The following is a 24,827-nucleotide window of genomic DNA, read 5'->3' as shown; positions in this document are numbered from 1 at the left end:
GGAGTTGAGGGAGTGGACGGATTACAAACCCGCGCCGTTGTAGTGCTGGAATGAGATATGCCAGCGCCGTCCTGGTCTGATCGCGCAGCGTAGAGCCACTGGGCAATCCCTCCTCATCGGGAGGATATCCGTCGTGCAGGAGCACAATTGCACCCGGGCGTACGTTCGCCAGTACGGAATTCACAATTGCATCAACCCCGGGGCGGGACCAATCTCTAGGGTCGACCGACCAGTGCAGAGCCGTGAGACCAGCGCTCGCCGCCACTGCGAGCACATCTCGCGTCCATATGCCGTAAGGCGCTCGCATATGCCTGGGCGAGGCCAGCGGGCACGCCAGACGGATGGCTTCGCTCGCCGTCAGCACCTCGTCGTGTAGCTCCGTAGGTCCGCATCTGGATAGATCAGGATGGGTCATCGTATGGTTCGCAACCTCATGCCCTTCCGCAATCATTCGTCGGATGAGTTCAGGATGCTCCGTCGCGTACGTCCCGATGACGAAGAATGTCGCGGGGACCCGATGTTGCGCCAGGACATCGAGCACCTCTGGCGTACAAAATGGATTTGGCCCATCGTCAAAGGTCAAATGGACAGCTCGACTTCCGCCCGCGTCAGCGTAGTCGCAGCGGACAGTAGATAGGGTGGAACGCTCTGTCACAACTCAGGCCCGTTACGATCGATGACAGTCCCGGCCGGCCATTCGCTTATCGAGCGTCCGACCGGAAACACCACGACGATCACGTCTTCGATGCGCGTCGGCGATAAATTTGGATAGACATCCGGCAAGGTGGAGCGGACGCGAATGCCACGCATCAGGGTGGCGAGCCCCTGCCTTTCGACCAGTCGGGTCAAATGTTTTTCGAGGGCCGAGCGAACCGCGCCAAATCCGAATGGAACGCCGAGCTCCTGGAGTGCGGGATACATCACGCGCATTGCGTGGCCTATCCCGTGCCCCTCGAGATCGGGGCGCACCGCATACAACCCCAGTTCGGCCACAGGGAGATCGACTTCACCAACTTTGATGAAGCGGCGCAGTAGCCCGATGTGAGCCGCTACCCCGCGCGCGTCGTAACCAATTACGCGGAGCTCGGGTCTTGCTCCAGCCCAACTTCGGCTCCGCTCAAACGGCTGCGCATTGAACGCACCCGTCGGTCCGTAACTCTTGCGGAAGAACTCCGCGAGCTCGGCATGATCGGCGAGCTGCAGTTCACTTTCCCAACGAAGGCTCCACTGCACTTGAGCGCGCCCAGAAGATCCTTCCGCAGTCGGGGAGACGGCAATGTTCATGGCGAGCTTCCTTGCGCCGGTGGAATGAAGAGCGGGGATGGTCACGTCAATTCGCTATTCGCCGAACCGCCGATGAATGCTGAGATGCGCCGCCATGCTCTGTCGGAGCTCGGCACTGCTCGCCTACTCCGCGCCGCTGGCCTTTGCGCGACGGAGCGATCGCTTGATTGCACCCTCGTGCGGTTGATGCCGCGCTCACGATAACTCGGAAGCTGCCGACGAGGCGGTTGGGCTAGCCAGAACCTGTCTGCACCAGCGAGCTTTTGTGCCTGCAGTCGCATCGCCCTCCGGCGCTTTGACGTCTGAGGGCCGGCCATCGGCGCGCAAGCCTCATCGATGGCGCATCGGAGCGGCATCAGATCACACTGGCTTTTATACATCTTCGACACGCCCCACATGCACTGGACAGGCGAGCCATTTGGAACGGCGCCTGGAATTCTTGGCATCCGCAACCTGCGTCTGCCTCTATTCTTCGACACTAGAATGAGGCTGAACGCGCCCTCAATTGTACGCGGGTAAACCTGAAATATGGAAACGGATGATATCCGCATACCAACGTTTATCGGGACGCGCTTGGCGTTCGAACGGCCACGCTTAAGGAGAAACAACAACGCGCGCCCATGGTGCGCTCCCACGTCTGGGAGCTCTTCTCTTAGCTCACGTGAACGACCGGAAACCATCGTGGCGCGTCTAATTGCTTTTTCCAAACTTCAGTTTGCTATCCAACCTCCCCCAGTTTGGTAAAATCGATTGTTTCGATAGAACACATCCACACGATGGATAGACTCATCACATGCGGTTCAAGGGACTTGATCTAAATCTTCTCGTTGCGCTCGACGCCGTGATGACGGCGCGCAACCTCACAGCGGCGGCTCGCAAAATCAATCTGAGCCAGCCTGCTATGAGCGCTGCGATCGCACGGCTGCGCACCTATTTCCGCGATGAACTCTTTACTATGAGAGGTCGCGAACTCGTCCCGACACCTGGCGCGGAAGCGCTTGCAGGTCCGGTTCGCGAGGCCCTGCTGCACATCCAACTCTCAATCATATCGCGGGACGCGCTCGACCCTGCTCAATCGAGCCGACGCTTCAGGGTCATTCTCTCAGATTTCATGACGATCGTTTTTTTCCGCAGAATTGTGGACCGCATGGCGCAAGAAGCCCCCGCGGTGCGCTTCGAACTGCTGCCATTTTCTGATGAACCGGATGAGCTGCTGCGGCGGGGCGAGGTCGACTTTCTCATTCTGCCGGAACTTTTCATGTCGAGCGCGCACCCTAAGGCGACGCTGTTCGACGAGAGCCTCGTATGCGTCGGATGCCGCGCGAACAAGCAGCTATCCCGGCAGCTTACGTTCGAACAATACATCTCGATGGGGCACGTTACTGCCAAGTTCGGACGCGCACTGAGACCGAACCTCGAAGAATGGTTTTTGCTTGAGCACGGCCTGAGGAGACGAATTGAGGTCGTCGTGCAGGGCTTTAGCCTGATTCCGCCCCTGTTGCTAGACACGAGCCGTATCGGCACGATGCCCTTACGACTGGCCAGGCACTTCGAAAAGCGGATGCCGTTGCGGATCATCCAACCGCCCCTCCCCCTGCCCACATTCACAGAGGCCCTGCAGTGGCCCTCATTCCACAATACCGACCCCGCGAGCATCTGGATGCGTCGGATATTGCTCGAGGAAGCATCCAACATGGCATCTGGGGACCAGGAGCCTCCAACTCGCAGGCGCTGTTAGGCTTACCTTAAGCTGCGCTCTGAACATCCCCGGCACACTGTAGAACCTTCGACGTGCCCCGTTTTCTTTCGTCTCTCCAGGGTATGGAGGTGAGAAGGAGCCACAGACGCGCAATGCGACGATCGGTCGCGAAGCCTTTTCCAGTTGTGCGCGTGGTGACCTCGAAGGTGCGGTTTGATGCGCTCACGACGCATTCAGGCTACGTCCGGCAACCATCGCAGAAGAATATGCCTGCCGTGCAAATGTTTGGCTCTATCACTAAAATGTCTTGAACCGCACATTGCGTCAGGTTGTAGGTTGCTCTCGTGACAAGCGCTGCACGACCCAGCTGTCGACACCGCGCTTTGGCACGCTGACGAACACTGGGCTGATCTGCCATCAGCGGACTGAACGACCCTGCTGCGTGGCCGGCCGGAACCGGCAAGACCAATTAGCTTGGAGCTCCCGACGCTTTCCCGCCGCTGCCGATCGGCTTTCCGCCTGCTCTCCATTGTTGCGGTCATCTCGCAAGCTTCCTTTCCCGGGCGCAGGAATGAGCCGATGTCCATTGGGGCGGGCCAAGACGATTGCTCCAGGCGCTGGCGCCACCGCACGCTATTGCGCAGCAACGACGTTTGTGCCGGATAGGAAGAGATGCGTTTCAAAGGTCTGGATCTAAATCTTCTGGTCGCGCTGGATGCTCTAATAACTGAGCGCAACCTCTCGTCAGCCGCACGCAAGATCAATCTTAGTCAGCCGGCAATGAGCGCAGCCGTTGCCCGGCTGCGCAAGCATTTCCGTGATGAACTGTTTGGAATGAGGGGGCGCGAACTTGTCTTGAGCTCACGCGCGGAAGGGCTCGCGGCTCCTGTGCGCGAGGCTCTGATGCACATTGAACTCTCGATTATGGCCCGACATCCGTTCGACCCAGCTCGATTGAACCGCCGATTCAGGATCGTCCTTTCTGACTTCGTAACAGTTGTGCTCTTCCGAAATGTCGTAGCACGCGTCACGCGAGAAGCCCCCGCCGTCAGCTTCGAATTGGCTGCGCCGACCGATGAACACGAGCTGCTCCTCCGCCGCGGTGAAGTCGATTTTGTTATCCGGCCAGATTTTTTCATGTCCAGCACGCACCCCAGAGCGGCCCTATTCGAGGAGCGACTCGTCTGCGTAGGCTGCTGCACCAATAGGGAATTACAACCCCGGCTTACATTCGATCGATATATGTCGATGGGTCACGTTGCAGTTAAGCACGGAGGTGCGCCCCGGACGCCAGTTGAGCATTCCTTTTTGACTGATCTCGGACCCACGCGGCGCATCGACATCCTCGTGCAGAGCTTCAGCATGATCCCGCCTCTCATAGTTGGGACGAACCGCATAGGCACGATGCCATTAGGGCTCGTGAGGCATTTCCAAAGAACGATGCCCCTTCGGATCGTTGAGCTTCCGCATCCATTCCCCGCCTTCACCGAGGCGGTCCAATGGCCCTCACTTCACAACAGCGACCCGGGAAGTCTGTGGATGAGGGACATTTTGTTTCAGGAGGCCACCCGCATGGCAACTACACAAGAGCTCCGTGTGACCAGCAGCCCGGAAGACGCGGAGCCCCCGGGACATTTCGTGCGATCCGTCTCACCGTTGCCGTAAGCACATTCGCGAAGTCTACGAACCTCACATTCCAACACTTGTCTCAACACACAATTCCTGCTCGCCTGGCTTGCTCTTATTGCCGGGGGAAAGGATCCTTGCGGCAGGCAAGAGGCGCTTTCGCTCTTCGCACCTCCGCCTCGGGGGCGAGAAACGGCAGACTGCCGACTTGATGCTTTTAGGGACGGGAACGGAACGGGGCCGGCGAGCGACGGAGCAATGCCTTCGCACTGAAGCTAGGCGTTTACGTTGCAACGGCCGCGGCAGGGCGCAGCTCTCTCAAGAAGGTAGGCCAGGCACGGAGCTCTTGCCGTCAACTCCCTGGGTCGGTAGTTGCTCCCGATGAACGGAGATGATCAGCTTATTCGGATTCCTACCACCGTTCATTGTGAGCATAGAGATCGTCGGACTTGCCGTGCCGTCGAAGCTAGCATCGCGAACGCGTGTGGCCTGAACGCATCACACAGCAGCACATCACATCCTCATCGCTTTGCGCCGCAGGTATGACTTCTTTTGGCCCTACCGCAGCCAAACGTCTTGACGACGTGCGCTGCGCTTGACTCAATTTCAAACAAGGAGCTGAACGTTGAAGCTTTGCAGCGGGGTGTTCGATCCAGAAGAGCTATCTGCCCTCGGACGGCTTTATGACGGCGCCGTCGACGCGCTACCTCCGTCGATGCGGAGTCCAGAAAACTGCGCAGCAATCGCCAAACTTATCCTGGAGCGTACGGCGGCTGGCGAGGCTGAACTGGCACGCCTGGCGAACTTGTTGATCACCCTTTCTCCTGAGGGTTGATCAGCCGCCATTCTAAGGATAGTCACCACTCGCGCGCATGAATTAAAGGCGATTCAACTGGAGCTTAGAAATCCGCTTGAATCATACGTGACGTCAGGTTGTAGGCTTTGAAATTGAACAACATGAACAGAGCTACACCAAGACGGCGTCGATGGCGCATTGGCGAACTTGCAGAGGCGACCGGAGTAACGGTGCGCACGCTGCACCATTATGAGCACACTGGACTGCTAGCAGCGACAGAGCGCACTGAGGGCGGTCACCGGATGTATGACCGCGAAAGCGGGCAACGGGTTCATCAGATTCGCGCGCTGCGTGAGCTTGGCTTCTCGCTCGTGGAGATCCGTAAAGCTATGGAGGGGACGACCTCACTCACGGACTTGCTGCGCAAACATCTAGAGCGCATAGAAGTCCAAGTCGCGCGCACAACTCTGTTGCGCGACCGTTTGCGCAACATGACCATCGACAGCGAGGCGCAGGTAAGTGTGGATGAGCTGCCTGCCACCCTGAACGCCATGTCGCGCGCCGAGACGCGGAGTCAGACGTCCCGGTGCACCTGCAATTTAGCTGCGGAGCGAGAGGACCGCTGGCGGCGAATCCGTGATGATCTTCGCGACTGCATGGATGGGGGCGAGCACCCTTGCGGAGAGCGCGCAAAGGCTGTCGCGGTTGCAGCACGCTTGCTGATCAGCGAAATCGCCGGCGACGATTCACGTGTTTCGATGATCCTGAAGGTACTTGCACGATTAAGCGCGCCCCGCAGTCTGGCTGGTTGGGATCCCTGTCTAATGCAATATCTCGATCTTGCCCTTGGCGGATTGGAGGATCAGCCTTACTGACGCATTCATGGCGGGTTCCACACGCCGGTTAGGGCAAGCTAAGAAACGCTAGGTGAACCGGCCGCTCTCCGACGCGGCTTGGAGTTTTACGGAATCAAACGGAAGGATTGTCACCGCCGGTCGATCCGCGTCCCTGACGCCTCCATCGCTCTTCCCAAAAGGGCTTGATCCGCACGTAACGTCAAGTTGTAGATCTTACCGTAGTTGGCGGCTCGCCCGGCCAACGCAGGTTTGCCCAGCAAGCAACGCCTGTCTACAGGCGTGGTTGACTACAACCAGTTGCGGTTCACTTCAGGTGAGCATTGGAAGCTCTACAATGGTAAATAAGCGGCATGCCTCTCTTGCGCCTGCGGCGCTTCTCTTCTGCGCTCTCGTCGCTCCGTCTGCGCGCGGCTCTGAAATAAAGATCGCCGTGGCTGGCCCAATGACCGGAAGCAGCGCTGCATTCGGCGCGCAAATGCGCGATGGTGCGGCTGCGGCGGTCGAGGTCCTGAACGCCTCAGGCCAGCTTCCCGATAATGCCAAAACTATATTGAGCGTCGCTGACGACGCCTGCGACCCTAGGCAAGCTGTCGCAGTCGCGAATAAGCTCACGACAGAGCGGATCCTGTTGGTGGTTGGCCATTTTTGTTCCTCTTCGTCGATCCCGGCCTCCGACATCTACGCGAAGCTGGCATCGTCCAGGTGTTACCAGGCTCGTCAACTCCTCAACTAACAGAGCACGGCCTTGAGACTGTCTTTCGGATCTGCGGCCCGACGACCAACAGGGAGCCGTTGCCGCCGAGTACATTCACACGAATTATCGCCTCGAGAAAATCGCGGTGCTGGACGACAAGAGGACTGCTGGCAGGGGGATTGTCGACGTGGTTGAAGCCCGGCTTCATCGATTGGGACGGCAGGTGAGCCGGCAAAGCTATGTTGCCGGTGAAAGGGGCTTCAGAGCCTTGCTCTCAAGAATGGAGAAGGACCGGCTGCGCGTCGCCTATATCGGCGGCTACCACACCGAAGTCGGATTGTTGGTACGCCAGGCAGCAGAAGCAAAAGCAGACCTCACGGTCATGGCGAACGATCCGCTGATGACCTCCGAATTCTGGGCCATTACCGGCAGCGCTGGGAATGGCACATTGTTTACCTTCATGCCCAACCCCGCTGGGAACGCCAATGCTGCCAGTGCGGTCGCCGGACTCAAAGCTTCCGGGCTGCCCGGTGAAGGCTACACACTATACGCTTGTGCCGCTGTGCAAGCCTGGGCAGAGGCGGTGAACCGGAGCGGCTCCTTCAATGCTGACCGGGTCGCCAGCGCGCTTCGTTCCCGACCGATCGACCGGTTCGACAAAAGGAGGGACAACTCGGCTTCTGGATTTTTGGTTTATCGCTGGCGCGACGGTCATGTCGAGCGTGTCAAGAAGTACTGATTTTCATGCAACGCAGCATTCCCCACGCGAAGTATCTCGAATGATGAGACGCCCTCAGAACGTTGTCGCAGCAATGCTCGCTAGCGCTTTTATATTCGCTGCTTTTGCAGCGTTTTTCGCGCTCGCTGCGGCGCTCGCAGAGCTACCGAGCGCCGCCCTGCCGAAGGTGCTACGCCCGATGATAGACAAATAGCAGCCCCCTTGTCTGATCCCGTCTGCAGCACTGGCCTCGGAGGCGGCCATTTACCGTTCTGCTAGGTTTGAAGGCATGCCCCTTATGCAGCCAGTGATCGAAGGTTGAGGACTAGGAAAGCGAAGCTAACGATTCTTTATGGACAAGCACGGATTTTGTTGGAGGCGTTCGCCTTCTGTCAGATTCGTGCCCGACCAGCATCTACGCATTCTCTAGCCTGGATTATATCGCGCAATCTCAGATCCACGAATGGAAGAGACAGCGGGACGGCACGAAGCAATCAGGCCCACTACCTAGACTATAGCCGAGTATACGGGTAGCGAGAGCTGGTGGATAGCCGGCGCCGGGATGCATGCCTCTCTTGGCCGCGGGGGCACCAAGGTTTTGGCGTCCAAGTCAACGCTACTCGTTCCGCTACTTCGTGCGCTCTCAAGCATGGCGGGTCATCAGCGGCTCAGCCGCCTGCCCGGGCATTCCCTATGCTTCCTAGCCCGGATAGCAGGAGAACCAATCAACCGGCTCCGATGAAGGCGGTGAGATTGCTCGCCTGCGCTATCAACGAACTGGATGCATCCCATCAACACTTTCTATTTTACTAATTGAAGCCAAACACCGCATAAGTCGATCGCCGGCTTACGGAAGGCAGTGTTCACGAATGTCGCGTGATAATGGATCACTTGGTCGCAGAGCAAATCACGTGCTTCTTGGCTGCTTCGAGCAATGTTTGACGGCAAGACACGTGGGGGCACGAATGCAGTGCGGTGACCAGTCGCAGTTGGCGCGCAATCTACACGACGTTGCCTGCCCCTTTGGGCATGATACTTGATTGCTCTAAGAAGACAGCTATCACGCACACTCGGCGATGGTAAATGCCTCCGCAGCGTAGAACTCGGGCAGGTGAGTTGGCCTTCGCAGGGGTGCGGGCTGGACCTTTCGCTCTGACCAGGCGGGTCGCCTCAACAGTCCGGCGCTGTTGCCGCGGCTCCAAGCAGAGCAGTACAATCAGCTGTGTGGCCCCGAACAGAGTCACCGCTGTTGCCGAACGCACTGGGCGGCTCGAGAATCCATTCAAATCCCGCGCCATCGGCAACGCTTTTCGTTTTTCCCTAGACGCTCATTGCACTTTTGCAATCCTTTCGCGGCACATATGTGCCCCCTCTTCCAGGGGACCGGAAGCGCCTCCTGTGCAGCAGTCATTTGTCCAGCGAAGCGTCCGCCGTTTGGCGAACGGGAAACGATACCTCTACTCCGCCTGTCTTGCATTTCACCACTTTGGAGAAATACCGTGGAACTTGACCCTTCCAATTCACGCATACAAAACCTCGAGGATCGCGTCGACCTGCAACTCGACATCGTGGCTGGGCTCATGCGCGAAGAAGGCAACGAGCTGGAAGCGATCCGATTACTTAATGCCCTCATAGGCCAAATGATCACCGCGGAACTGGAGCTCGGCCAGCTTGGCGATACAAGAACCGGCCACGGACGAATGCGATTGTCGCAAGACCGTGGCGTTTACCACCCCGAGGACCTTCAGATTCTGGGACGCCTTTTTGATCAGACTGTGGCGGCATTACCGGCCGCGCTGCGGACTTCCGCCAATCGATTGACGATCGCCAAGCTCATTCTTTCACGTGCGGCAGCGGACTGAGATTTCATTTGCGCTTTTTGGAGATTGATGGCGTTGAGCGGACGTTTATGGCTGGGCTGACAGTTACACTTAGGCCGCACACACCAGGGATCGACATTTGCTGTTTATGGGCTCACCGTCCGTAAGCGCGCCGCTTCCGCTGGCCTTTCATATGGCAACAGTTCGCCACCACTTTCGAAATCAGGCTTGCTCTATCTCACGCCGCCGGCGACGCATTCGATCTAGCTGGGCCTTGCTGTCCCTCGACGCCTTTCACGAGCTGCAAGTATCCAAAGCTCGGAAGCGCGCCGCCGATCCCACGCTGCGCCGGCTTTCCTACGCAACTCCGTATTGAACCCACACCGACGGCGCCCGGCCCTTCTTTGCCAAACGACTAAGAATCCGCCGTGGGGAAAGTGCAATTGCCCTTGCATCTCGTTCCCTCTCTTAGGCGCCTGACCGGTAACAAACACCACGGCCGGAGCAGAAAGCCACGCGCAGGTGAATATCACACGGCAATAGGCGTCGAGACTTGTCGCAAAGCAGACAAGTCTCATCCGGAACAGGCTACATCACCCCAAATCCGACGTCACAAGCGCCATTGCGGTTTGAACGCTTCTTGAGAGTGGGAAAAGAGTAGGCGGCCTTTTTCATCATGCTGGGCTTTAACCGCAACCCGTGGGGGCCGATCTTCCGAATGAAGGAAAAGCCACAATTTGGTGACCGACCAAGAGGCCCACGACGGCAATGAAGGGCACGACAACTCGTACTCGCTTCACTCTTTTCAGAATTTCTTCGAATTGCGCGGGCATTACGGCGTTCGGTCATCGCAACTTCAACAAGCATCTATATCCTCTCCTGAAGTCCCGGGAGTAGCGTGGAAGAGGTTGAGGAGCAGATGTCTTTCGTGCTGAGACACGCAACACAATCCGGTTGCTTTTGAGAAGGTACTTCCTTGTATCAGGATGTCGAGGAGCGTTAGAGATGGATCAGATCTTTTCCGAGCAGGTGCAGGTGCCAGATGCCGTTGTGAGCGTCGCATTTGACAAGGCTTGGAGCTTTGTCGAGAAGGATCCGCTGCTGGCACATAATCTGAAGGCCGTCCTTCATAGCCGATTGCGCACTTACCTCGAGTGCTCGATAAGAAACGGCGAACGGAATGCTTTGAATCTGGCCAACGAGGCGATACGCAACTTGCGGGCTGAACTGGCACCGTCGACCGGGCAATGACTCGCTTGTGCCTATTGCGGCGAGAGCATCCGGCGCCGTTAAGGCATTTAGGGCGCCTCATACGGTGGAAAATTCGGGCCAGTGCGTGGTCGAGCAGACTTTTCTCTAATCATGTGCGGCCCCGCTGAAACGAGAGCGCTCGAGAAAGCTGTTGCCTCTACAGCTCCTCTGGCGGCCGAGACCAGGAAGCTGAACACCAGGCCCAGACGGCGGCGAGACGGGGCGGCCGCGCTGGTATTCGCTCGCGCCAGGAAACCGACCACGGTGACCTTGAGCTCGGCACGATCTTGCGCAACTTCAAGCAAGAGCACTGTCTAGCACGCAGTGGGCTTCCCGACCCATCAATCAAGGTCGAAGTTGACGGACCATCGAGCTAGACTTGTGGTCGTTCCAGAGCCAAAGCGATCGAGCCTGCAATCGATCGGCATCGCGTTGCTCGCGATTGCAAGCGATAGCACGTCCGTGTTGCCGGAAGAATGACCTTAAGCGCCTGAGGCGTGCCATCGATCCAGTACTGTAAGTGCGGCTGGGCGTTGCCGCAGCTTAGCGACGGAAGGAGCCGAACACCTTTTGGCTTTGCTCCGCGTCGCAGGTGATCATGAACGATCATTTTCAAAGAGGATGATCCGCGCGAGGCGACCACTGCCGAGCCACAGCGTCTCGGTAGAAGCAAAGCAGCGGAAACCGCGAGCTCCGCAATCTGACGCCGCGGGCGATTGGGCACGTTTCTTTCCAAGACATGTTGTGCGCCAGTTACAGCAATTCGCGTTCATGTTGTTAAACGGCACGGTGCCTGGGGCACCTAAAGGAAACAACACGCGAATGAAAAAGATTCTTATTCTGACTGCATGCATCGGCGCACTCTGTGCGGCCGCCCCCTCATTCGGCACGGATCTGGCCGGGCAGCCCGTCAAGGTCAAGGCGGCACCGCTGCCGGTCGCGGCCCCGATTATCGATTGGTCCGGCTACTATATGGGCGCAAACGGTGGCTGGGGAACGAGCCACAATTGCTGGGATTTCAATGGCATCACTTCCGAGGGCTGCCATAATTCGACTGGCGGTACCGTTGGCGGCCAGATCGGCTATCGTTGGCAAATCTTCAACATGGTGTACGGCCTCGAAGGCCAGGGCAACTGGGCCGACTTCCGCGGCTCCAATGTCAGCACCGCCTTCCCGACAGACACCGTTGGCACCACGACAGATGCATTCGGCCTACTCACGGGCCATATCGGATACGCGTTCAATGCTGTGCTCCTTTATGGCAAGGGCGGTGCTGCGGTGACCAGCAACACCTATTACGTCAACTCGGTGGCAACGGGCACCGAGCTTGGCAAAAACAATGATGTGCGTTGGGGTGGCGTGCTGGGCGCCGGTGCCGAAGTCAGCCTCACGCCGAACTGGTCAGCGGGCGTCGAGTATAACCACTTGTTCATGCAGCGCAGCAACATAAGCTTCCCAGCGGCCCTTGGCGCGGATCGCGCGCACCAGGACGTCGATCTCATCACGGCACGGCTCAACTACAAGTTTGGCTGGCCGTTCGCCAGATAAAGATCTCCACGCGTTTGGATGAATCGGGACCCCGGCCCGCGGTCGGGGTTCTTTCCTCAGCTGTTCCTCTCCCTAGACCCCTGTCCGACGTCCCGAGCAAGCGGTGCGGGCTCATCTGAGCAAAGAATCACCCGCTGGTGGAGAGAGCCATGCTCCGACCAGTGAGCATTAGATCGGCCGATTCCACATCTTACCGACCTTACGAAGCCCCAGAACCTCACCCAGCGCGAGATGCAGACTTGCCCAAAGGAGGGTTATATCTGCGAGTTCACCGAAAGCACCGTGCTCAACTTGCCAGAAGCTGGAAGCCAAAGATGTGACAGTTGGCGGTCGTTCCTCAATTGAATTCAAAGAACATCGAGGCGAATAGCTATCGCGACTGCTTGAATCCGGCTGGTCGCACCCAGCTTTCCCATCGTATTCTTGACATGAAAATTGACTGCATTCTCGCTGATTTCCAGGATCATCCCAATTTCCCATAACGATTTTCCTTCTCTGACGCCATTGGCCGCATTCGTTGCTCTGCCGGCGACTGCGCCAGGATGATCGCATCGTCAAACAACCGAATAGCGTCATCATCCTTGCTCCGAGGCGATCGACAAAGTGCTCGCTGATGGCGAGCTGGCGAACTCGGAGATCATCGCCTGTCGTCCGTGCGGATCGACTCCATGCGAACACAAGGATGCTCCATCTTACTCATGCCGGCAGTGATAGAAGGGCCGAGGGCCCCGGGACTGTGCTGGCGACAAGAACCGAGCGCACGCACGGCTAGATGCTTGGGTCGGTTTAGCTTGCATGGCGAGAAAACGCAGTCGCGTCCGAACGGTGCTTCGCTTTGTCTCTCGGGCGAGCACGAGGAGATCTTGGGCTCTGAACTACACGTAAGGTAGAGCACGCACCTTTCAGTGCGAGACTCGATCTGCGTCTTGTCAGTACCAATTCCCTGCTTTGAGATGAAGACAACAGAAGTGTCATCTTTTTTCCCAATCTTGCGAATCATCCATCGCTAACCTGTCGCTGATTCTCGGCGTGTGACAGCGTCGGTGACGCGATCGATGAGCTGAACGGAAGATCCGATGCAGACGCCATACTCCCCGCATCGTTGTCCGGCATTTCATCGGGCCCGTCCGGCAGGCCCGGTACAAACGAACCGAACGGACAGAAATGGGCCACGTCAAAAACGCAACAAGCGATAGGCGCAGTCGCGAAACCTGTTTGATGCGGAAGACACTTTGCATGCGCATTCCAGAAGGAGAGGCCCCCGGATCGGACTAGCAAGTGCCATACCAACTGTTGATTTCGCCAAAATCAATCGTCGCAAAAGGACTTCGAATGCGGACGGTTGGTTGCGAGGTAGGTGCCTCGAAGCATTCATGACATGGGGAGGGAAGGCGACAGTACCATTGCGAGCTGCGGCACGGGGTAAGCTACAGCAACAAATGCAGCTCACCTCGGCAGCTCACCTCGGCCGCCCCCTCGAGTGCCGTCCTCTCAGGGCCTCAAACGCCCCCTATTGGGGCCCAGTCAACTACCAACCTCGGCAATTGATGGGAGGGTCCACACATGGCACTCGCTAAGGAACTTGAACTGACTACACCTCCGGCCGCACGATTCCGGCGAACCGCTTAGATCCGCCCCGAGCGGAAATACAATTAGGCCGCACCAGATGCACGAATCATGATGGGCTTGCTAATAAAACGGGCGAAGATCGTCGCCAAGATATGTGAAGCATGACTTCCCTGCTCTTCGCGATCATCTCCCTGCTATATGCGAGCGTTGGCCAGGCTGGCGGGACTGCATTCCTCTCGCTAATGGCTTTTTTTGGTATGTCATCGACAGAGACGCGCCCCACGGCGCTTGGTCTCAACATTGTCGTCGCGGCTTATTCTACTTGGCTGTTCAACCGCAACAAGGTCGTTGACTGGACAATCCTGCGCCCTCTTCTCTTTTCGTCAATGCCAGCGTCGCTTGCCGGTGGCTTGATTGTGCTCGAGGAGCACATGTACAAAACACTAACCGGACTCGTTCTTCTTCTGGCGAGCGCAGTGATGATCATGCAGCGGGGACGAGCTGTCGATCGCGTCGGCGAAATTCCGCTCCGGGAAAGCGTGAGCATTGGCGCGGTCCTTGGCCTCGTTTCTGGCCTGACTGGGGTGGGCGGCGGTGTGTTCCTCGCCCCGACGCTCATCGCACTGAATTGGGCATCACCGAGGCAGACCGTCGCGCTATCACCCCCTTTTATCCTGGCCAATTCCACAGTCGGCTTCGTCGGAGCTCTTTTCACCGGGCAATTTCCCTCTCCGGATTTGGCTCTATACGCTATCTTCACGCTGGCGGGGGCGGTCGCTGGAGCAGTAATCGGCCTGAAATGGTTGAGCCAGACAGCCATCAGATTCATACTGGCGGCCGTTCTGCTCGTTGCCGGCATTCAATTGGTTCGCGCTTAAAGTGGAAACGCGCATCTTTCATGCGGGCGATCCCAGCGCGGTCAGATCGAAGTACAAGGTTTCTGCGAGCCGCGGCTCAAGCCTGGTCCGAGCGCCTTGCCCAACACTGAAAGCCGCCAACACGATCGCGAAAAGCCGTAGGGTCGAGCGAGGGTGAGGCGGATCCGAGCGCGCTCCGCATCGTCCTGAGGCGGACGGTCAGTACTAGATCGCATCCGATTCGCGCTTCCAATCGACCTGCAGGATCAACGTCGGGCAGGCCGGGCGAGCAAACGAGGCGTACGCCGATCTCGGCTATGGCCTGGCGCCACGCTTCAATCAAGCGTGCCGGACGAAGAGCACCTGATCGATGGCGATCCGGCAAGCTCTCACTACCCTGAGGACCGCGCCAGGGTGCGCATTCGACTTGGTTAGGAGCGATAGGGCGATGAACTCTCAATATAGTATTTCTGCAAGGCCGCGCAATCTCCTTTCTCGCGCGCGTGTGGGCTGCGTCCTCATGGAGAATATTACGAAGATGATGTCCACGCTCGATTGGTTTTCGAAACAGACACTTTATCGATCCAGTGTGAATGGACTGGAACGCCAGGATGCGAATCCCATTTTCTGTAATCATGAGGCACAACCTTACACCCCGGCTCCTGCATACATGGCCTCCAGCTCGCAGCGTAGGAATGTTTTGTGACGGGATGATCGACGCCTCACCAGGCGACTTATGTGGAACCGAATCTGGAGGTCCATCGCATTGATGCGACGCCAATGAAGACTCGCTGCATAGATATGCGATCTGGCCGATCAACAGCTGCAACGGCGTTATCAGAAACAAAACGCCTCAACCGATGAAGCAGAATAGAAAGTACAGCAAATCGTTCCGAGCTCGCGTTTGCCATCAGCACGACGTCCAACTCGTTGTGAGTTAGTGACATGTATTTGGATCTGAACGAGACGCCGGCGAACCAAGGCGTCCCGACGCACTTTGCCGGGGGCGTGAAGTGCGCCGGGGCCACCCCAACATCATCAGTACATCCGTGATGATGCTTGCGGCAATGAGACAAGCAGCGTGGCGGAATTGAGGCTCATTGATTTTATGCTGGAAACCAAAAAAGTTTTTCGTGAGCTGCTACAAAAGACTTGAATCGCACGCAGCGTCACGTGCTGCAATCGCACATCGCACATCGCACATCGCGCTCTGCTCTAGCAAGTCACTTATCTCCGTGACGCTCCGGCCTTGAACGGGAGGCATCCGTCGATTGCGGAGCAACCACGTCGGCCTTTCCTCGGAAGTCCAGCAACAAGCTCAGCTGCCCTGCTGAGGTTTTAAGATCCCTGTTTCCGTCGCAAAAAGGCAGCACGCCAGGGGGAATGCGGAAACGACGCTGCCCGATGAGCGATTGATACTGCGCACGGCTAGTCGCGGTACACCGCGCTAATTCGAGCGTCCTCGTAGAAATTCATATGCCACCATAAACGTCCGAATAATTGCGGACGAGCGGCGCTCACTTCCAGGCATGAACCCCAACGCTGCGTTTGGCCGTGACGTCGAGAGCAGGCCAGATCTCAGGAACCGTTAGACGCGTTTGACATAACGCAAAGACATAACAGTGGGCATCGGTCAGCTTTATGCCGCTCGACCATGAGAAAGTTAGGCTTTGCAGACGTATCTCCTGAACAAGTATTGCGACGCTCGCCTGCCTTGGTACACCATATACCCGACCGTGCCGGATTTCTCCGCGACCGTCGGTGCTAAGACTTGTGAGACATGGTTGAGGCGGCTGCCGCCCGACGATCCCGTGTCGCTATACATCCACGTTCCGTTCTGTCGTGCTATCTGTTGGTATTGCGGCTTCCCTACAAGCCTCACTCGCAGCGAGCGACCGATCCGCAAGTACTTGGCGACGCTGCATGCCGAGATACGTTTGGTCGCAGAGCAAGCGCCTCGCGCGCTGCCGGTAAGCGACGTGCATTTCGGCGGCGGGACGCCGACTACTATTGCACCGGCCGATTTTCTCGCCTTGATGGCACTCCTGCGACGCTGCTTCGCGTTCAGCAAATCAGCTACCATCGCCATAGAAATCGACCCACGTGCGTTCACAGCCGAGATGGTTGAAACATTACAAGTGGCCGGCGTCAATCGCGCGAGCATCGGCGTGCAAAGCTTCGACGGGGTGGTTCAGAGGTCGGTCAACCGCGTCCAGAGCGAGGTGCAGACGGCGTCTGTCGTCGAAAGCCTTCGCCAGCATGGGATAAGCCGCATCAATTTCGACCTCCTCTTCGGACTGCCGCATCAGACGGTGCGATCTTGCGTGGACTCTACACGGACGGCTCTGGCCATGCGGCCAGACCGGCTTGCAGTTTTCGGCTATGCTCACGTCCCCTCCTATATGAAACGTCAGCGCCAGATCGATGAGACGGCGCTGCCGGATAATCTCGCCCGCGCCGAGCAAGCCGCGGCTATCGCAGATACGCTGGTCTCGGCTGGCTACCGCCAGATCGGGCTCGACCATTTCGCCCTGCCCAACGACGAGCTCGCGCTGGCGCAGAAAGCCGGTCAGCTTCGCCGCAACTCCCTGGGCTATTCGGCTGATACCTGCAAAACCGTGATCGGCTTAGGTCCGTCAGCCATCGGCCGTCTGCGTGAGGGTTACGTTCAGAACGAGAGCGCAACCGCTTCCTATCACCAACACATTCAGGCTGGTCGTCCGGCAACCTCAAAAGGCTACTGCCTCTCCCCCGAAGATCGCCTCCGCGCCGCAATTATCGAGCGTCTGATGTGCGATTTGCAGGCCGACGTACCAGCGATCTGTGCTGCTCACGGATTTGATCCAATTCCTCTTCTCAATTCGGCCGACCGGCTGGGAATGCTCGCCGAAGACGGGATAGTGGACATTGAAGAGGGATTCATTCGGGTCAAGCAGGAACACCGGTTTCTCGTTCGTGCTGTTGCTGCCGCATTCGACACCTATCTCGACCGTATCCCTATTAACTAAGCCGCGCATGTGAGCAGATCTCAAACATTTAAGCTCTTCGCGACGGAATGATCTGAAGAGGCACCTCCGGCAGACAGGCCAGATTTCGAGGATGCAGCGGCGGTGTCATGACAACGATCTTTCAGATATGGCCTCAAACCGGGAGGGCTGACTAAAGGGAAGCTGATTTGAAGGAGAAGCGCAGCGGATTCCGCCGTTCAGGGCCACGGCTCGATCATGCCGAAAGGGCTCTGCCCCACCTCCCCTTGACTGCTCTTGATGATGGTGACGGCCTCAGCGACGTGCCGCTGGAGACGCCGGCGCCCGCACCAGCTTCGGGAAATTTACGGCTGGAGGCAGCTTTGCGAAGCTACGGTCCACCTCCTCGAGCACAGTTGGACACTCGACGACGCCTGCAGCGTCCCAGACTCAAGGCTCGGCTGTCTTCGGTCCGGCGATCACTGGCGCGCCTCCGACGGAAACAGGTCCCTGTGGTTTGGACCGCCCGAAGCGTTTCCTGGCGGCGCTCGAAACAGCCCGGGCTGGCGACAAAGGAGGCTCGGAAGCAGCAGAAGGGACAGGTGTTGAACTCTGCAGCGCATCGATCCGCGAAGTCAGTATGGTGATCTGATCCAGGACCCCTTTGAGGACATCCCGCTGGGCATCGATCCGGCGGTTGAGTTCTGCGATCTCATCACCATTTTTCTGCTGTGCCCACTTTATCTCGGACAAGGATGCCCTGTCCTCCGGTGGCAGGCTCATCGTTGAAGCGACTTCGCTGCTTTCCGGCGTCTCGACAGGCTCTTCAAGGTTAGCCCAAAGCCAGGCGCTAGCAGCACACGAGCCGACGAGGATAAGCGGGAGCACCAAAACCGGGAGAATCCGTCTTGACGGCCCGTGCAAGAGCGGCCGCAAGTCTGAAGCGGCCGCTTGATCAATCAAGTCCATTGTCCCTCGCTCAAGATCTCGTTCCAGCAGGCTTATTTTGTCGACGCGATAGCTCGCGATGCTCCCGCGTTCCAGGAGCTGCCAGCGTCGACAATAATCAATCTTGGTGAGCTTCCCGATCGGCTGCGCCTACTCCTATGAAACGCTCCTTCTTGAGCAACGCGACAATTTGCGCGCGTTCTCAATGATAGCGCCACCAGCGAGCAATGGTTCTCGTCGTAGTCGGCGATGGCGCAGCATTCTCTCATCATTCAGAAGAACCTTGCAGATTTTTTACCGTGCCCCGGCACGAATGCAAACCGTCCACTGATTCCTGCAAGTGTTCGATGGAGCCCCGCCTCACGCATTGCCCAGACCAGCAACCTCGTCTGGGACGCGCCACGTAAGCGCCACGGCTGATCGGCCGAGCCGCAATGGCGCGATTGGACCGGCAAACATTGCACCTGATCAACTACCAGTTCCGGCAGGTTGTTCGAGATGACGGGCACGTGGCAAGCGTAACCAACGAACGCCGCGCACATCAAGGTTTTGGATGCAAGACAGGTTTTGCCGCGCCGACGGCAGAAAGCAACTGCTCGCCGATATCCGCCAAAGCTGCTCGATGGCTGATTCCTCCGGTCCCCTGCGCTATCACGTTGGATGTTGTGGTGTGGTTGCCGCGCGCGCAAATCCAAAAGCTCTTCGGCCTTCAAGCCCGCCGATCGTCTCGTGTTTCGCTGACAACGATACCAATGAAACGCTTCGTGAAGCCAAGCCTCTTGCACGGCTAGCCTTGCTTTCGGGTGGCTGCCGTTTGGTCCAGAAAGCCGCCTTCGATGCAGATGCGCACCACCGCCAGACTCGCCTGACGCACAGTGAGCAAGGTGGACATTCGCAACGCTTTGGCGGCCAGGACAGAACGCTCCGCGCGCTCGTGAGCATTTGCCGAGCCAGCGCTCTCCGCTGGCTCTGGGCGCACCGGCGTCACGCACAACCAAAGTTTCGGACCAGATCATCCTCGCGCCGCGAGCTGAGAGATTCAGGAAGCCTGAGTGGCTCTGTTCGGATAGATCGAGTTCTGGCTCGTCCCCCTCCCCCACGGACGCGAAACGACAGCCGCGATGCCGCTTGCTCGTCATTGCGAGGAGCGCTGGCGACGAAGCGATCCAGACTGCCACTGCGGGGGGGTCTGGATTGCTTGGCTGCGCTTGCAATGACGATGTGGAAGCAGGCGCGTGCCACACGCCGCCGCGAGCTCACTTCGGGCCAATCAGGCCGCATATTCATGGCCGGCAGACATGGACCCGAACTACGCCATGCGTGATTGCCTTCTTGCGACGACCTCGCCCCGGACATACTCGGCTACGGCAGCACTTTCTTTCAATTTAAGACCAAGGGGCAAGCAATCTGGGCTTGCTATCGCACTTTCGCTAGCGGCTTGTCTGGTCGGCAATCCCGTACTGGCACAAACCGCGAGCGGACTTGATCCTAGTAACCACCCTGTGGATCAGGCCAGCAAAAGAGGAAAGACTTCCGACCGGGCCGCAAAGCTCCCGATCGACCTGATCTGTCAGGCAATCCGCCCTCCTGCCCCGGCGCGAGCAGCAGGTCCCGGAGTGCCTTTGGAGAAGCGCGGCAATGCGGACAGGGCTGCTCAGACGAGACCGCAAAAAACGATCGATCCCTTCCAAAGGTACGACAATCTGCGTGAAAAAGGGTTGTGGTTCCCCATCCCTGGTCCTGCAGATACGATTGATCAGGACAAGGGGGGCGTTAGATCTGCGCTGGCGGACGTCGGCATCGGCTATATCGGGTGGACACATAACTCCTTTGCAAGCAACCAGCTACCGCATGCAGCCAGAAGCACTATCGCAAACCAGCTCTATATGGGCCAGAATCCGACTTTCGCGTCGGCGAACTTCATGATCGTCACCTACGATCTGAGCCGGTTTGGCATTGCCGACGGACAGATTGTCGTAGGGGCCGAGCAGCAATACTGGACGTGGGATCGCCCAGGGCCAGATCGGGTGGGACTCAATACGCTCGCCTACTACCAGACTTTCTTCAACAGGACACTAGAACTCAAACTTGGCTACCTCAGAAACCAGAATGAATTCACCGGCACATTGTTCGGAGGAATCACAGGATCGAACATGTCTGCCTTGTTCCAGGCTGGGATGAGCACCAATGCCGCGCCCACGCCAGCGGCCAACTTGAAGTACAATTTTGACGCTCGCTTGTACAACAAGGTCTCCGTCCAGCGCTCAATCAGTCCAGATGGTGCCTATGCCCATATAACCGAGAATCCCACCGGCTTGAAATGGAGCACGGCCAATGCAGGCATCCTTCTTGTCGAAGAAGCCGGCTACAAGAGCAAGGCTGCTCCCGGCGTACCCGACACGTGGCTGCGGGCGGGCGTTGGTTTGAACAGGAGCCGCTACACGAATTTGGCGGATCCCAAGCAACAAAGGGAGAGCGGAAATAATTTTCACTACATCGCTGCGGACAGGCAGCTCTGGCAGAGTGACGCCCTTGGGTCGCCGTCTCGCGGCATCTACGGCGGCTTCTCCGTCATGGGAGCTCCACCTGAGCGCAACAGGATCAGCCGGTATTACGAGCTTCGTCTTTATGCAAAGGGACCTTTTGATAGCCGGCCCAGTGATCTGATTGCTCTCGTGGCGACCAACACGGCCTGGAGTAAGCTTGCAGTGGATGCTGCTCTGGCAAAAGGCCAGCTTGCGCACCGCGATAGCACAGCAGTCACGGGAACATACATCGCGCATCTCGCTCCGGGGATATATGCAAGCGTCGGACTGTCATACATTCATTACCCGACAATCATCACACACACGCCCCAAACGGAACACGCGCTCAATCTGTTGATATCTACGTTGATATTCTTCTGATCATCGCAAGCGCCGTTCTGCTCCGACGTTATCGTGACGCATGGGACCGAACCCTACCACGGCAAGTCGGCTAAGCGTGACAGAAACGAGAGCGCGACCTTCGACCGAGCAACGAGCACCACTTTATCGGCATGGGGAAGGACCTGGACGATCGTAAGCTCGGGGGAAACCAGCGAGCGGAAGGCATGGAGCAAGGGCGAATCGCGGGCATCGATTGCGATTCTGATCTTATGACCTTATTCGCGCCCGTGAATTCCGCAACCTTCACCAAAGAACCCAATTGCATGAGACGAGGCGGTCTCGCGGGCGCCGGCATCACCGCGTTGATGAGCCGCGAGGCCGTTTGCTACGACAATGCCCCGATGGAGAGCTTCCTCCATACACTGGTTCGTCATCGCAACCATAACCGCGCCGACGCCCAGCGCATTATCTTTGCTTTCATCGAGGGCTTCTACGAGCCGAACCCGGCTCCATTCCGCAATCGATATATCGCCCGATCGAGATGGAGCTAAAAGCCGCTTAAACCCCTCCACTCTTTCGGGGAAGATCAGACTGCTCTAAATTTAGAGCCGAGTCATCTGGATCGACGGATACTGGCGACGGTATGGATTGATCATCGAGCAATCGCCAAAGCTCCCCTGGAGAGAATTGCTCTAGATCGAAACTAAGCCCTTCTGGACCGGCGGAGAACGACGGGGCAGGGTGTTGGCGCAAGTCATCCTGCAAGTCCTTTTCTAGTCGCTGAAGCTCCTCTGAGGGGACGGAGACGGGGGACGGCATGGATTGATTATCAAGCAATCGCCGAAGCTCCCCTGGAGAGAATTGCTTTAGATCGAAACTAAACTCTTCTGGATCGGCGGAGAACGACGCGGCAGGGTGTCGGTGCAACTCGCCCTGTAAGTCCTTTTCCAGTCGCTGAAGCTTGTCCGAAGGGACGGAGGCTGGTGACGGAATGGGTTGATGATCAAGATGATCCAGCACTTGCAAAAGCTCCCACTGATGAAGCTGCTCGGGATTGATCGCGACGTGCCCTTGGACGAAAGCCGACGGGGCGGGTTGATCCTCCTGCCCGTCCCGAAGCTCCTCTCGCCGACTGCTAGCTTCGTACGAGGCCCTGTGCTGTGCAGCGGCGTCGCCGATGAGCGTCGGTTCCATCAGTGCCGCGCTTTCGGGATGGATGGGGGCCACGTTCGGGGGGCGGGCGCGACCGCTCCGTTGGCGTACGATGACTTCGCCCGTCGACCGAAAGGTGCGGAGATGGTCTAATGCTACAAGGAGGATTTTGGGATTTCCCTTTCCGACGAACTCGTATACGTCACCGCCATTGCTCAGCGACTTATTGTCCTGCCGAGCAACAATGCTCGGTCTGCGTTTTGCGAAGAGCCAACGGCTAAAGCTAAGAAGAGCGCCTGCATGTTGCTTCGCCCCACCGGCGACCATCCCGCCTTTGATGAGAGCCTCCTCAAGCCTCAAGATTTCGGGAGCATCCTCGGATAAACAGGCCGCTTGTCCAACTGATGCCCCCGTACCACAATCCCAGTTGATTGAGCCGGCTGCATCGCGGAGGCTGCTGACATTGCTCCACCACCGCCTGAATTGGCGAACTCGCTCAGCTGCTGCTCAATGGCAACGCCTTGCGGACTTTTTAGGGCCCTTGGCCTCTTCGCTGCTCTCAACTCAGCTGTGTTACGCTCATCGTTGATGAGGACCTCGCTTGGCAAGAGGTTGCTCCTGGCAAGTGCACTCATCGGCTCGGCCGGGGACTGCTGGTGTAGCTAGACACATTGGTAGAGGGCCTACCGCGTGGCCCACCGTCAGGGATCGCGTTATCGGCTTCGCGCACCTCGTTTAATTGCTGCTCAAAGTCGTCTTGCCCGGATCGGTCGGGTTGATGCTCTTGCGAGACCTGTACCGCGGCCCGGCAGTTACGTCAAAATTGTGCGGTTCCACATTAGCCTCTCGTCATGCAATCAATTGAGCTAGTCCTACTATGAACAAACTTTCGAGAATCTGACGAGCCGTCGCCCGCGGCTCTCAATCGTCGCGCAACTTCATGCCGAAATCCTCGACTTGCGCGCCACCGGTCTGTCGCCGCGCGGGATCGCGCCGCAGATCGCCATGAGCGTGAGGACTATCGAACGCTGGCTTGCTGCGGGCGGTGAGCCTGAGCGCCGGCGGCCGCCCGCACACTCTGTCCTCATTGATCCTTTTCGAGATTATTTGGGAAAAGCGCTGGGAGGAAGCTGACCTTAGCGATTTTTATCGCACCAAGCTCGCTTTCATCGGCTTCCCAGGTCCAGTGGGCACTTGCACTCTGCTCCCGAGCGGACCAGGTGTTTGCAACGCAGCGCGAGGGGCCTTTGCATAGCGCAATAACTGAACTGGGCATGAGGCCTTAAGCTATGCAGGTTGCGAAATACCGCGCCCGCCGAGGAATTTGGGCGGCCATCAGGAAAAGCGTTTGTCAGCAAACTTTCGTTTGGTGGCCAAGTTCTTGGCGCTTGGCCATCGCCTGCGCTCGGCGCCGGTGCTCCCTCGATCAGGAATGCGTTCGATCTGTGGTAGCTGCGGTTTTCAAGACAAGAATTGGCGGACTATGTGAAAGGATCAGGGATGCAGAAAGCATGTCCGGGCACGCACCAAATTGGTAGAATCGCTTGGCAGATTCTACAAAGAGGAGGCTGGACGGTTCAGGCCGTGCCCCTGCAACGGATCCATCGCCTGCCAACAGCCTCGCTATAGAACGCCTTACGCGAGCTGCCCCGCCGAAAGCTCGATTGCAGGCCCTGCTGCCTCTTCAGCCACGTTCAGGATAAATGCGTACGCGCTGGCGGCCTTCGCTCTCCACCAATTCACCCCTGTAAGGCACTCCGCGGATCTCGAAATAGGTTGGTTGGCCCGCCCGCGGCAAGATGCCTTGGCCTTCCAGGGCGCGGACGAGGTAGGGCGGAAGGAATCGATCTCGGTGCTCCCATCCCCGCGGATCAGATACCCAAGATCAACGGGCCCCTCACCGGATTGCACGGCTGGCACGATCGGCCGGGGACGATAGAGCGACTGAGACGGGCCTGGTTCATCCGGCTGGCTCACGCGGGGATGATGGATCAGGCGAACATCCCTGCGGCCTCCTGGTCCACCGTAGCCGAAAATAGCGCTCCCCATTGATCACAAACTGACTTGGCCCGAACTGGTTTGGCAGCAGATGCATATTTCCCAATACATCGATCAACACGACTGAAGCCGCCTGGGAGCCGTGGCGCCAGCCGGCGCCAACGATCGCTCCTATAT

The 24,827-nt window shown here is 57.9% G+C and carries 18 protein-coding genes and 1 pseudogene; 14 read left to right on the top strand and 5 right to left on the bottom strand.

Going from position 1 to position 24,827, the window contains the following annotated elements:
* Both nodB and IF809_RS34240 read right to left on the bottom strand, forming a co-directional pair.
* A partial coding sequence (nodB, locus tag IF809_RS34245; protein ID WP_462839749.1) for a chitooligosaccharide deacetylase NodB occupies window positions 1–655 on the bottom strand: 655 nt, incomplete at its 3' end.
* Window positions 652–1,284, bottom strand: coding sequence for a NodA family N-acyltransferase (locus IF809_RS34240; RefSeq protein ID WP_011084822.1), 633 nt, complete (start codon window positions 1,282–1,284; stop codon window positions 652–654). The genes nodB and IF809_RS34240, both read right to left, overlap by 4 nt.
* A gap of 793 nt (window positions 1,285–2,077) precedes the next feature.
* Between IF809_RS34240 and nodD1 the strand changes: the two genes are divergently transcribed.
* The 9 genes from nodD1 to IF809_RS34195 all read left to right on the top strand — a co-directional run bounded on the left by nodD1 (window position 2,078) and on the right by IF809_RS34195 (window position 12,293).
* Window positions 2,078–3,022, top strand: coding sequence for a transcriptional regulator NodD1 (gene nodD1 / locus IF809_RS34235; RefSeq protein WP_018646994.1), 945 nt, complete (start codon window positions 2,078–2,080; stop codon window positions 3,020–3,022).
* 633 nt (window positions 3,023–3,655) lie between these two features.
* Window positions 3,656–4,648, top strand: a complete 993-nt coding sequence (nodD2, locus tag IF809_RS34230) for a transcriptional regulator NodD2 (RefSeq protein WP_011084818.1) — start codon at window positions 3,656–3,658, stop codon at window positions 4,646–4,648.
* Between the two features lie 586 nt (window positions 4,649–5,234).
* Window positions 5,235–5,444: a hypothetical protein gene (locus tag IF809_RS34225; protein WP_014497819.1), complete on the top strand. Its 210-nt coding sequence runs from the start codon at window positions 5,235–5,237 to the stop codon at window positions 5,442–5,444.
* 122 nt (window positions 5,445–5,566) lie between these two features.
* Entirely contained in the window at window positions 5,567–6,280 is a 714-nt protein-coding gene (locus tag IF809_RS34220) for a MerR family transcriptional regulator (protein ID WP_026312621.1), read from the top strand.
* 424 nt (window positions 6,281–6,704) lie between these two features.
* Complete coding sequence (locus IF809_RS34215; protein WP_028154217.1) at window positions 6,705–6,995, top strand: ABC transporter substrate-binding protein; 291 nt, start codon at window positions 6,705–6,707, stop codon at window positions 6,993–6,995.
* A gap of 31 nt (window positions 6,996–7,026) precedes the next feature.
* Window positions 7,027–7,695, top strand: a complete 669-nt coding sequence (locus tag IF809_RS34210; RefSeq protein ID WP_080670247.1) for a branched-chain amino acid ABC transporter substrate-binding protein — start codon at window positions 7,027–7,029, stop codon at window positions 7,693–7,695.
* Window positions 7,696–9,173: 1,478 nt separating this feature from the next.
* Window positions 9,174–9,536, top strand: a complete 363-nt coding sequence (locus IF809_RS34205; RefSeq protein WP_014497821.1) for a hypothetical protein — start codon at window positions 9,174–9,176, stop codon at window positions 9,534–9,536.
* A gap of 963 nt (window positions 9,537–10,499) precedes the next feature.
* Window positions 10,500–10,745 (top strand): hypothetical protein, encoded by a 246-nt coding sequence (locus IF809_RS34200; RefSeq protein WP_011084811.1) that lies wholly within the window; start codon window positions 10,500–10,502, stop codon window positions 10,743–10,745.
* An 822-nt stretch (window positions 10,746–11,567) separates the two neighbouring features.
* A complete protein-coding gene (locus IF809_RS34195; protein WP_014497822.1) occupies window positions 11,568–12,293 on the top strand; it encodes an outer membrane protein in 726 nt (241 codons plus the stop codon).
* Between the two features lie 347 nt (window positions 12,294–12,640).
* Here IF809_RS34195 and IF809_RS34190 read toward each other — a convergent pair.
* Window positions 12,641–12,778, bottom strand: a pseudogene (locus IF809_RS34190) (LuxR C-terminal-related transcriptional regulator); the annotation flags it as partial.
* A gap of 1,245 nt (window positions 12,779–14,023) precedes the next feature.
* Here IF809_RS34190 and IF809_RS34185 point away from each other — a divergent pair.
* On the top strand, window positions 14,024–14,740 hold the full coding sequence (locus tag IF809_RS34185; RefSeq protein WP_011084806.1) for a sulfite exporter TauE/SafE family protein: 717 nt from the start codon (window positions 14,024–14,026) through the stop codon (window positions 14,738–14,740).
* Window positions 14,741–16,389: 1,649 nt separating this feature from the next.
* Window positions 16,390–17,727: an oxygen-independent coproporphyrinogen III oxidase gene (gene hemN / locus IF809_RS34180; RefSeq protein ID WP_035715344.1), complete on the top strand. Its 1,338-nt coding sequence runs from the start codon at window positions 16,390–16,392 to the stop codon at window positions 17,725–17,727.
* 408 nt (window positions 17,728–18,135) lie between these two features.
* Here hemN and IF809_RS34175 read toward each other — a convergent pair whose 3' ends face one another.
* Window positions 18,136–18,654, bottom strand: coding sequence for a hypothetical protein (locus IF809_RS34175; protein WP_011084803.1), 519 nt, complete (start codon window positions 18,652–18,654; stop codon window positions 18,136–18,138).
* Window positions 18,655–19,067: 413 nt separating this feature from the next.
* Here IF809_RS34175 and IF809_RS34170 point away from each other — a divergent pair, with 413 nt between their 5' ends.
* The 3 genes from IF809_RS34170 to IF809_RS34160 all read left to right on the top strand — a co-directional run bounded on the left by IF809_RS34170 (window position 19,068) and on the right by IF809_RS34160 (window position 22,051).
* Window positions 19,068–19,424 (top strand): hypothetical protein, encoded by a 357-nt coding sequence (locus IF809_RS34170; protein WP_162131007.1) that lies wholly within the window; start codon window positions 19,068–19,070, stop codon window positions 19,422–19,424.
* Between the two features lie 507 nt (window positions 19,425–19,931).
* Entirely contained in the window at window positions 19,932–21,539 is a 1,608-nt protein-coding gene (locus IF809_RS34165; RefSeq protein ID WP_223153702.1) for a carbohydrate porin, read from the top strand.
* A 131-nt stretch (window positions 21,540–21,670) separates the two neighbouring features.
* Window positions 21,671–22,051 carry a transposase gene (locus IF809_RS34160; RefSeq protein ID WP_011084799.1) on the top strand — a complete coding sequence of 127 codons (381 nt, stop codon included), beginning with the start codon at window positions 21,671–21,673 and terminating at the stop codon, window positions 22,049–22,051.
* 7 nt (window positions 22,052–22,058) lie between these two features.
* On the opposite strand, the gene IF809_RS34155 is transcribed toward IF809_RS34160, so the two are convergent.
* Complete coding sequence (locus tag IF809_RS34155; protein WP_223153703.1) at window positions 22,059–23,012, bottom strand: hypothetical protein; 954 nt, start codon at window positions 23,010–23,012, stop codon at window positions 22,059–22,061.
* Window positions 23,013–24,827: the final 1,815 nt, after the last annotated feature.

The sequence above is a fragment of the Bradyrhizobium sp. UFLA06-24 genome (assembly GCF_054967145.1).
Note: the sequence above shows the minus strand (reverse complement) of the source record. Positions and strands in the feature narration are given on the sequence as shown.